Consider the following 354-nt stretch of genomic DNA (forward strand, 5'->3'; position numbering starts at 1 on the left):
GTCCGGCCCTGGGCGGCGACATGGCGGTGATGCGCGGTATCGCCAAGTACCTCCTGCAGTGGGAGCGCGAGGCCCAGGCCAAGGGCGAGCCAGCGGTGTTCGACCATGCCTTCATCGCCGAGCACACCAGCGGTATCGACGCCTACCTGGCGGCGGTGGACGCCACGCCCTGGGCGCACATCGTCGAGCAATCCGGCCTGAGCCAGGCCGAGATCGAGTTGGCCGCGCGCATGTACCGCAAGGCCGAGCGGGTGATCATGTGCTGGGCGATGGGCGTGACCCAGCACCGTCACTCGGTGCCCACCGTGCAGGAGATCGTCACCCTGCAACTGCTGCGCGGCAACGTCGGCAAGC

General features: G+C 68.9%; 1 pseudogene. It reads left to right on the forward strand.

The window, feature by feature from the left end:
• A pseudogene (locus tag WCE05_RS26480) lies at positions 1 to 354 on the forward strand (CbbBc protein); the annotation flags it as partial.

Origin of the sequence: Pseudomonas sp. I2, assembly GCF_040984075.1 — a bacterium.
GTDB classification, from domain to species: domain Bacteria; phylum Pseudomonadota; class Gammaproteobacteria; order Pseudomonadales; family Pseudomonadaceae; genus Aquipseudomonas; species Aquipseudomonas guariconensis_B.